At 64.5% G+C, this 9,052-nt stretch carries 7 protein-coding genes; all 7 read right to left on the bottom strand.

Features of this window, described 5'->3' with window-relative positions; translation table 11 throughout:
* Nucleotides 1-220 precede the first annotated feature (220 nt).
* Nucleotides 221-544, bottom strand: coding sequence for a hypothetical protein (locus ENJ19_00775; GenBank protein HHM04261.1), 324 nt, complete (start codon nt 542-544; stop codon nt 221-223).
* A 300-nt stretch (nt 545-844) separates the two neighbouring features.
* Entirely contained in the window at nt 845-1,780 is a 936-nt protein-coding gene (locus ENJ19_00770; GenBank protein ID HHM04260.1) for an adenylate/guanylate cyclase domain-containing protein, read from the bottom strand.
* Between the two features lie 6 nt (nt 1,781-1,786).
* Nucleotides 1,787-2,452 (bottom strand): Crp/Fnr family transcriptional regulator, encoded by a 666-nt coding sequence (locus ENJ19_00765; protein ID HHM04259.1) that lies wholly within the window; start codon nt 2,450-2,452, stop codon nt 1,787-1,789.
* Between the two features lie 70 nt (nt 2,453-2,522).
* Entirely contained in the window at nt 2,523-3,305 is a 783-nt protein-coding gene (locus ENJ19_00760) for a serine/threonine-protein phosphatase (protein ID HHM04258.1), read from the bottom strand.
* Between the two features lie 6 nt (nt 3,306-3,311).
* On the bottom strand, nt 3,312-5,048 hold the full coding sequence (locus ENJ19_00755; protein HHM04257.1) for a serine/threonine protein kinase: 1,737 nt from the start codon (nt 5,046-5,048) through the stop codon (nt 3,312-3,314).
* 125 nt (nt 5,049-5,173) lie between these two features.
* Nucleotides 5,174-7,768, bottom strand: coding sequence for a hypothetical protein (locus ENJ19_00750; protein ID HHM04256.1), 2,595 nt, complete (start codon nt 7,766-7,768; stop codon nt 5,174-5,176).
* Between the two features lie 295 nt (nt 7,769-8,063).
* Nucleotides 8,064-8,687 (bottom strand): OmpA family protein, encoded by a 624-nt coding sequence (locus tag ENJ19_00745; protein HHM04255.1) that lies wholly within the window; start codon nt 8,685-8,687, stop codon nt 8,064-8,066.
* Nucleotides 8,688-9,052: the final 365 nt, after the last annotated feature.

Here is a 9,052-nt window from a genome sequence, read left to right as displayed (position 1 = left end):
TGATGATCTCCTTGACTCGTGTTATGACTGAATGCCTGGGTCTCTCGCTGAGACCGCCACCGCAGCGGCGAACTCGGGGACCATGTTAGAGAACAGAGCAGCAGCGGGCAGTGCAGCACTCACGCACGCAGTGTGCGGTATTCACGTTCACGATATCACTATTAACCCGGCAATTAGGATTGCCGGGTTAATAACTCCGGCACCTCCCCGTGCCGCGACATTAGCCCGACAATTCCAATTGCCGGCTTAATAGCCGGGCCACCGCCTCGGCCTGCATCCAGCACTGTTCATGCAGGCCGGGCAGCTGTTTCCGGGCTTCCAGGCAGGTGAAATCCAGCACATTGTGCTTGAACCAGGCGATGGCACGTTCCTCGCCGGGCAGACAGCGTTTGAAATAGCCGCCGGGCACCCGCTCATTGGGGGCGCGCACCCCCAGCACGCAGTCGTCGGGAATGGGCACGATGGGGTTCAGCGTGACGAAGAACTCGCCCGGATTGCAGCGGTTGCAGTCCCCGCCTTCGTTCGCCGGTGAAATACATGGCATTGATGCGCGCGAACACCACCGTTTCCGCCATCTCTGTCGCGGTGGCCGGGTCATGGCCGTAGCGCCGGACGTGGCGTTCCACGTAGTCCGCGATGTTCTATCCCCCGAACCCGCGCTTTCCCACATCGTCCATGGCCTGGTCCATGAAGCTTTTGAATTTTCCGTACAACCCGGGCCGCTGCCCTTTGAGGGAAACGGCCGGGAGTGCGGTCCTTCTTCAATGCGCCCACCACAGCATATGCGGCAGTGTAACGGTTATTTCAGGACGGGTGGCTTCGGTCCGGCGCGCTTTCGCTGCTTTTATCCGCCATTGAGCCCAAACACCCGCTCTGTGCCCGCCCTGCCCTTGGTGCCCACTTCCCCCAAATCTGTCAGCGGCAGCTCATGGCCGATCAGCTGCGCGGTCGTGTGGCAAAGTACCACCGCCGCGGGAACGTCTTTGCGGGCCAGGCCGGAAAGCCTGAAGGCCAGATTGGTGGCATCCCCCACCACGGCGACGTTGTCTTGCCGCAGGCCGTAGTGGGACAAGGTGACGGTGCCGGTGGCGATGCCCCAGCCAATGCGCACCCGGGCCAGATCCCGGTCGCCTTTCGCCGCGGCGTCGAGTGCCAGTGCGGCGCAGGCGGCTTGTTGGGCCCGGGCGGCGCGACAGGCGTTCAGGGCGGATTCGGCCCGGGGGGTGGGGCCGTGTTCCCAATAGGCGAAGATGGCATCGCCGGCGTAGTCTTTGATGGTGCCGTGATGCTGGTGGACGAGGGGGCTCAAGGTGTCGAAGAGGCGGGTGACCAGGGCGCAGACCCGGGCGGGACGCCAGGCCTGGGACAGGGTGGAGAAACCGCGCACGTCGGCCACGAGATGGGTGACCACTTCGTCGATGGCCAGGGTGTGGGTTTCGGCCCCCTCGTCGGTGGGGGCCGCCGTGGCGTGGGGGGTGAGCCTGACGGTAAAGGCCTGCCTGCCGATGGTGATGACGTCGTGATCCTTTAGCGTTTGTTCCACGCCGGGGGTGATGCGCACGCCGTTCAGGCGCGTGCCGTTGCGACTGGTGTCCCGCACGGTGAGCGTGTCACCGCTCCAGGTGACGACGGCGTGATCGCGGGAGATATTGGGATCGGTGACCAACACCCGCTTGGTGGTAGGCACGCCGCGGCAGCTCCGACCAAGGTACACCCGGTCCCGCACGGCAATGGAGCGGGCCTTGCCGCTCTCGTCCTGCCAGTGCAGTCGGGGGTACATGGGCGGCTACCAGCGGGCGGGCAGTTTCTTTTTGATGATGATGCCGTGCTTGTCGCTGGCCAGATAGCCGCCGTTGCTCAGTTCCTTGAAGATGCGGCTGACCATTTCCCGCGATGAGCCCACCATGGCGGCGATGTCTTTGTGGGTCAGCCGCTGCCTGATCACCCGCAGGCCTTTGTCCTCTTCCGCCATCTTGTTGAGCACGGCGACAATGCGCCCGTAGACATCCTTCAAGGCAATGTTGCGGACATTGTCCGTGAGCGTGCGCAGCCGCTGGGTCAGCCCCTTGATAACCTGCAGGGCCACCTCGGGGTGGTGCAGCAAAAACTGCTCGAACTCGCGTTTTTTGATGACATAGAGTTCGCAGTTTTCCAGGGCCATGGCGGAGGAGGAGCGGGGCGCACCGTCCAGCAAGGCCACTTCGCCGAAATAATCGCCGGGGCCCTGGATGTTGAGAATCATCTCACGGCCCTCTTCGTCGCTGAGGTATATCTTGACCCGCCCCGATTTTATGATGAACAAGGAATCGGTCTCGTCGCCCTCGGTCACCAAGATGGCGTTTTTCGGATAGCTGCGCAGCTGGGCCCGGGCGGTGAGCCGGTCCCACTCGGCGGGGCCCAAGTCCTGAAACAGCGCGACTTGTTCGAATACGTTGGTGTTGGTTGACGTCATGTCATATTGAATTGTCTGACCACACAAGCGTCACGCGCACCGCAATACAAAGCGGTTGCCTGTTGCCGCCTCAGGCGCTGAGTTGCACCAGGACCGCTGTCACGTTGTCGTTGCCCCCGTGGGCATTGGCGAGTTCCACCAGGGCATCACAGCGCCCTTGCAGGCTTTGGGATGATGTCTCCCGCAAACATTGCTCCATCACCCGCCGCTCAACCATGTCCGTCAAACCGTCGGAGCAGAGCAACAACACATCCCCCGCCTGCGGCCGGTAGAGCCGGGTGTCCGCGGCCACAGCGGCCCACGGCCCCAGGGCGCGCAGCACCACGTTTTTGCCCGGCGCGGGTCCCAGCTGACCCGCGCTGCGCCATTGCTGGTACAGGCTGTGATCCTGGGTGAGGGGTTGCAATTGCCCGCGCCACAAGTATACGCGGCAATCGCCAACATGAAACACGATGCCATAGACGCCCGGCGGCCGCAAATAGACTCCCGCCAATGTGGTGCCCATGGCGCGGCCTGTGGGCAGCTCCCGCGCCCGGTTCATGCTGAACAGGGTCTGATTGGCGGCAGTGATGGCCTGCTGAATGTCGCTTTGCAGCACCAGGGTGTCCTCGGACGCAGACAGCGCGGCCGCACGAGAGGGGGAAGCGGTCCCAGCGTGTTTTTTCACGGTGTCGCGGATCACTGCCACTGCCGTGCGGCTGGCCACTTCGCCCGCGGTGTGGCCGCCCATGCCGTCGGCCACCAGAAACAGGCCCAGCGCTTCATCCAGGCAATAGCTGTCTTCGTTGTTGTTTCGATGCAGGCCGGCGTGGGTGGCGGCGGCGGCAGTGGGCATGAACACGGGGCGGGACATGGCGGCTCATTCCGCGGTGGGGCGGGTGACGATGAAGGCGTAATGGGCCGAGAGTTGGGTGGGACCGCCCTGGCTCAAGGCTTGTTTGAGGGCCTGCAGATAAGCGTGCGCGTCCTCAAACTCCGGGCGCGGCCTGTCCCACAGGGGGGGGGCGGTGCTGATAATGGCGACCATCTCGCGGCCGAAGGGCGGGGCGATTTCCCAGCGCCGCCCGCTGCTGCCCACGGCAATGGTCGCACCGGCCGGGGTGGTGGCGGGTGCGCCGTCCGGCGGGGGCAGCAGATGGGCCACGCCGCCATCCAGGGTGAAGTAGTCGACGTAGGTGGTGGCAGGGAAATCGGGTGCCGTGAAGGCGAATTCCAAATGCTGCCCTGCTGTGAAGTGCAAACGGTCGCCTGCCACGCGGGCCGTGGTAGAGGTCACCGGCCCCATGGCGGGATCAAAATGAGGTTTCAACAGCGCCAGCACGTCGCAATAGGGCCAGGGCTGCACATTGATCTGCACGTCCAGCGCGGCCACGCCGGGCAGTGCCGCCAGTGCGTTTTGCAGAGTCTCGGCCTCGGCGGCCGAAGACACATAGCCGCGCAGGGTGAGCGTGCCGGCATCAATCCGGGTGGAGAAATCCGCACAGGCATAGCCCGACAGAAGGGCTTGCAGCGCGGATTCCGTGTCGGACCGCGGGGGGGCGGCGGGCAATGTGTCGCCGCTTGCGCCGCCCGCCGGGGGGAGGGCCGGCGGCGGGGCCTGTGGGCCGGGTGCCAGCAGATAATAAGCCCCCCCACCCACCGCCAGCGCCAGGGCCGCGGTGATACCCGCCATGGCGGGTTTTCTGGACCTCCCGGGCGTCCCGGCGCTCCCGCCGGCACCGGACTCCGGCTGCGCCACCACCATGGTTTCCGTCTCATCGCTGTCCTTTGCGGTTTCCTGTGAGGGTGCGCCGCCGAGGGCGGCGGCAAACTCATCGGCGCTTTGATAGCGCAGATCGGCGTCTTTCTCCAACGCCCTGGACACCACCGCGTCAAGGGCGGCGCTGATGCCCGGCTGACGCTGAGACGGCGGGGACGGCTTATCGTGCAGCACTTTGTTTACCACTGCCCCCAGATCGGGGCCGGCGAACGGATTTTCGCCGGTGAGCAGCTCGTACAGAATGATCCCGGCGGAATACACATCGGTGCGCCGGTCGACGGGTTGGCCCAGAATCTGCTCCGGCGACATGTAGCTGGGCGAGCCCACGATGTAACCGGCCTGGGTCACCGCCGTGGTGTCCACCTTGGCCACGCCGAAGTCGGTGACTTTGACCTGGCCTGCGGGCGTGATCATGATGTTGGCGGGCTTCACATCCCGGTGCACCACGCCGTTGGCGTGGGAATAGGCCAGGGCCGCCAGCAGCTGACCGACAATGGCAGAGGCTTCTTCCGGCGGAAAAATCTTGCCCTGCGCCAGCATATCTTTGAGCGATTCCCCCTCCACGTATTCCATCACGATGAAGGTCACCTCGTTGTCCCGGTCGCAGCTGTAACAGGTCACGATGTTGGGATGCAGCAGGCGGCCGTAGGCCTTGGCCTCGGCGCGAAAGCGCGCCAGCATCTCCTCTTCGTTGCCACCGGAGAGCACTTCGCTGCGCAGGGTCTTGATGGCCACGGTGCGCGCCATGTCCGGATCGAAGGCCTGGTACACCACACCCATGGAACCTTTGCCGAGGGTGGACTTGATCTCGTATTTGGCGAGGTGTTTGGTGGCCATGACGGTTTGGAAGGGAAATCCTGTTTCCTGTGTTGCGTTTGCTGCTCAACCGGAGGCGTTTTTGACAGGGTGATTTTGAACCCTTCGCCCGCTGCCTCGTAAGGTAAGGAGAGCAGTAAGGCGCTTCACCCCCGCGGCACCCAAAAGAAATCCCCTGACTCATGGCCCGCATGGCGGATGGGGGCGTATTCGGGCACCTGGTCCACCTGGTAGCGGTCCGCCGCCACGGCCACGGCGGCGGAGACGCGGCGGAACAGGCCCTGGCCCTCCAGCACGCCGTTGTTCTCTTTTAGCACCTGCAAAAAGGCCCTGGCGAAGATGGAGTGGTCGCCGCCGCCTTCGTCGAGCACGGGGGCCACGCCGCCGGAGGTGAGCACGGTACGCGAACGTTTGCCCACCATTTTTTTGATCCAGGTGACACGGGCCTCTTCGCTTTGGCCCACGGCCAGGTGGGTGAGCGCCGAGCGGGTCATGATACCGGAGTAGCAGGAGTCCGCCACCACCAGCACGTGCTTGGCGGGAATGGCGTTGACCAGCTCTGTGAGGGCGCTGTTGGAAATCCAGTTGGCGGTGTTGTCCGATTCCGCGTCCACCGGCAACCACTGGCCTTTCATGTTCACCCGGTCCAGCTCGCCGTGGCCGGCGTAGTAAATCACCAGATTGTCTTTTTCCGTCAGGGTGCGGCGCAGCTTGTTGAGCTGGGTGATGATGTCGTAGCGCGTGGCGTTGGTGAGGGTGATCACGTTTTTGAATTTGTAGCGCTCAAGCAACACCTTTTTGATGGCCTGGACATCGCGCACGGGGGTGACCAGATCGGGCAGGTGCTCATAGTTGTTGTTGCCAATCAGCAGCGCGTAGTAGTTGCCAAAGTCGATATCGGGGATTTTCGGCCCGGGCGTCGCCGGCGCGCTGACCGCCGGCGCGGGAGCGGGCGCCGCCGCTTTCAGCACGAATTTCTTCTGGGCCCGGTTGCCTTCCCGGTCCACCGCCACCACGTCCACCAGCGTCTCGCCCCCGCGCAGGGTGACAGGATGCTTGAACACGCCGCTTGGGGAGACGGCCACGGTCTGGTCGTTGAGGGTGACCAGCAACAAGCCCGTCTCCGCCGTGATCTTGCCGACAATTTCCCGCGCCGCCGTGGCCGAGCGCAGCCGCAGCACCGGCACCGCCGCGGCCCCGGTGCTGCGCACCGCCGGCAGGCTGGGGTCCAGGATTTCGATCAGGGGCGCGATCATGGCCACCTGGCGCTGGCGCTTCTCCCGCTCCAGAGCCGCGATGCGTTCGTCGTTGTTGTGTTTGGTCTGCTTCAGCTGGTCGATGACGGCCTGCTGTCGGGCCAGGTCGGCAACGAGCTTTTGCTGCTCGGCGGTCAGGGCGCTGATGAGATTGCGCCGTTCCTGCTCCATGTCCTGGCGGCGCCGGGCGATTTTGGCCTGTTCCTGTTCCAGGGCGGCCAGGGAGGCCTGCAAGGCCTGCTTGCGCGCGCGCATTTCTGCCAGCATGCGGTTCAAATCCCGGCCCCGGGATTCCGCCAGGGCACTTTGGCGGGCCAGGGCTTTTTGCGTGTCCGCCAGAGCGGCCTGTTGCGCCGCGATGGCCCGCTCCAACTCGCCGGAGCGGCTCTGCAGGGCGGTCACGTCCTGGTGCCGGGCCGCGGCGCGGGCGAGGTCGGCTTCCAAGCCCGCTTTTTGTGCGCGCAGCGCCGCCAGCTCCTGTTGCGCCGCGTCCCGCAACACCCGCAGCTCCGCCAGGTCCGGGCCTTGGTTGGGGTTGCGGGGCTCAGCGGCGGATGCCGTTTGCCGGGCAATGGCCTGTTCCGTTTCCGCCAGAGCGCGGCGCTTCGCCGCCAGTTGTTGGTGCAGGGTCTCCGCCTCGGTCTGGGTGGTGGCCAGGGCGCGTTGCAGGCTCCGGTAGCGGGCGGCGGCCTGGCGGGCCTTGTCGTCCCACTGCGCCACCGCCTGCTGGCGCCGGGCCAGTTGCCGCTCCGCCTGGGCCAGATCCGTGGCCACCGCGCCCAGCCGTTGGCGCTTTTCGGCAATCTGGCGTTCCACTTCGCTGAGCTGGCTTTGTTGCTGCTCCAGCGCTTCGCGCAAGCGCACCTGCTGTTGCACCCCCAGGCTGAGTTCCGTGGCCGGCAGGGCGGCATCGGGCAGGCCGGAGGCCTGGCGGTAGAGGTGATAGGCGGTCTGGATGTTTTTGGGCACGCCCAAACCCAGTTCGTACAAATGCCCCAGGGCGAACTGGGCCTCGGCGTGACCCTGGTCCGCCGCTTTCTGATACCAGCGGGCGGCTGCGGCGTAATCCGGCGGCACACCCAGGCCCTTTTCGTAAATGGCGCCCACGTAATTTTGGGCCTGGGGGTCACCTTGTTGCGCCAAAGGCAGCCACACTTTCAAGGCGGTGTCCAGGTCGGCCCGGTCGAAGGCCACATACTCGCCCCCGCGGATTTCGCACTCCAGGGCCGAGGCCTTGATGGGCCGCCGCGGTGAGAGAAAGGTGAAGGCGCTGCCCAATTTCTTCACCACGCCGGGCAGCAGGCAGTCCACAATGAGGGTGTCGTCCGCCTGACCGGCGGGTGTTGCGGCGCCGGCGACATTCTCCACCGGGGGGTTGGTCCCGCAGGCGGTCAGCGCCAGCCCCGCCGCGGCCAGCAGAACGCGTCGTTTCGCGGGGCGGCTTTCGCGGGGGGCGGGGGAAGTGATGTCAGGCGCGGTGTTCATGGTCTTGTCCTCGCTGGCTTCTGTATCGCAAGTGAGTTTGGCACGGCTTTCCTTACGGCTCCTTCCCGCGCTTTGGAAGAGGACCGGGATGGTAAGGAGACAGAAACCGTGTTTTTCGCTCGGTTTCCACCCCGCCCTTTCCCCTGTCGGGGGAAGGGAATCCGCGTATATGTTAAGAAAGACGGCGTTTTTTCTTCAGGCTTCTTGCCCCTCTCAGGGCGGAAAGCGGGGGAGGGGCAACGTCCGGTTTGCCTGCCGCTGCCCCCGTATCCACCAGGCGCAGCAATCAAACCCTCTACTGCACCTGGCCCCCCAGATTCACAATCGCCACCCGCCGGTTCACGCCGCTGTCGGGGTGCTCGGGATCCAGCAGTTCCGTCTCGCCCTTGCCCACCACTTTGATGCGTTCCAGGGGAATGCCGTGTTCCAGCACCAGATAGCTTTGCACTGCCAGCGCGCGTTTTTGCGACAGGCTGAGGTTGTATTCCTCGCTGCCCACCGCGTCGGTGTGGCCTTCGACGCGGAAGGTGTATTGGGCCAGCTCATCTTCTTTCAGCGCTGCGCTCAGATTGTCCAGCACCCGCTTGGCTTCCGGTGTGAGCTGGTAGGAGTTGAAGGCGAACTTCAGCTCCATGGTGACGGTGGGTGAAGCGCCTGCCGCGGGGCTTTGGTCGTCGAAGCGGCGCGTGATGGTGTTGAAGTTGGATGAGTCCTGTGAGCTGGCCGTGGCCTCCACCGGACGGATGCCGCGGAAACGCAGCGGCCGTTCCTGGGGTTTCAGGCTTTCCACAAACTCGTCCACCGTTGGTGTTTTACTGCCGAAGTGAGTGGGGTCAGCCAGTGCCTGAGCGCTGGCGCCCAGGCCGGCTGCGGTCAGCAGCAGGGGCAGAATGAGAATGCGTGGGGCTGCGCTGTTCATCGCTGTGTCTCCTCTGTTGGGCCCCGGGGTTACTGTTCCCGGTGGCTGCCTTGGTCAATAGTATCGCTGATCTGGAATCGGAGGGGCAGGCGGGGCCTGCCCGTGTTGGGCGCCATTAAAGCGCAGCAGGGGGCGGGGCAGCTATGCGGTTTTACAGAAATAGAGTGTGACGTATTCACGTCCGCTCTGCGCGGGCCTTTAATATCAGCATTATCTAAAATACTATTAACCCGGCAATTAGGATTGTCGGGTTAATAGCGCGGCACAGGGATGTGCCGCCATTGGCGCAAGTCAATGCGAGCCCGCGAAATACCAGCCATTTCGCACAATGGCGCCCGTATTTCGCGGGCGGCAATCAAACAGGT

The sequence above is a fragment of the Gammaproteobacteria bacterium genome (genome assembly GCA_011375345.1).
Lineage (GTDB): Bacteria > Pseudomonadota > Gammaproteobacteria > DRLM01 > DRLM01 > DRLM01.
Note: the sequence above shows the minus strand (reverse complement) of the source record. Positions and strands in the feature narration are given on the sequence as shown.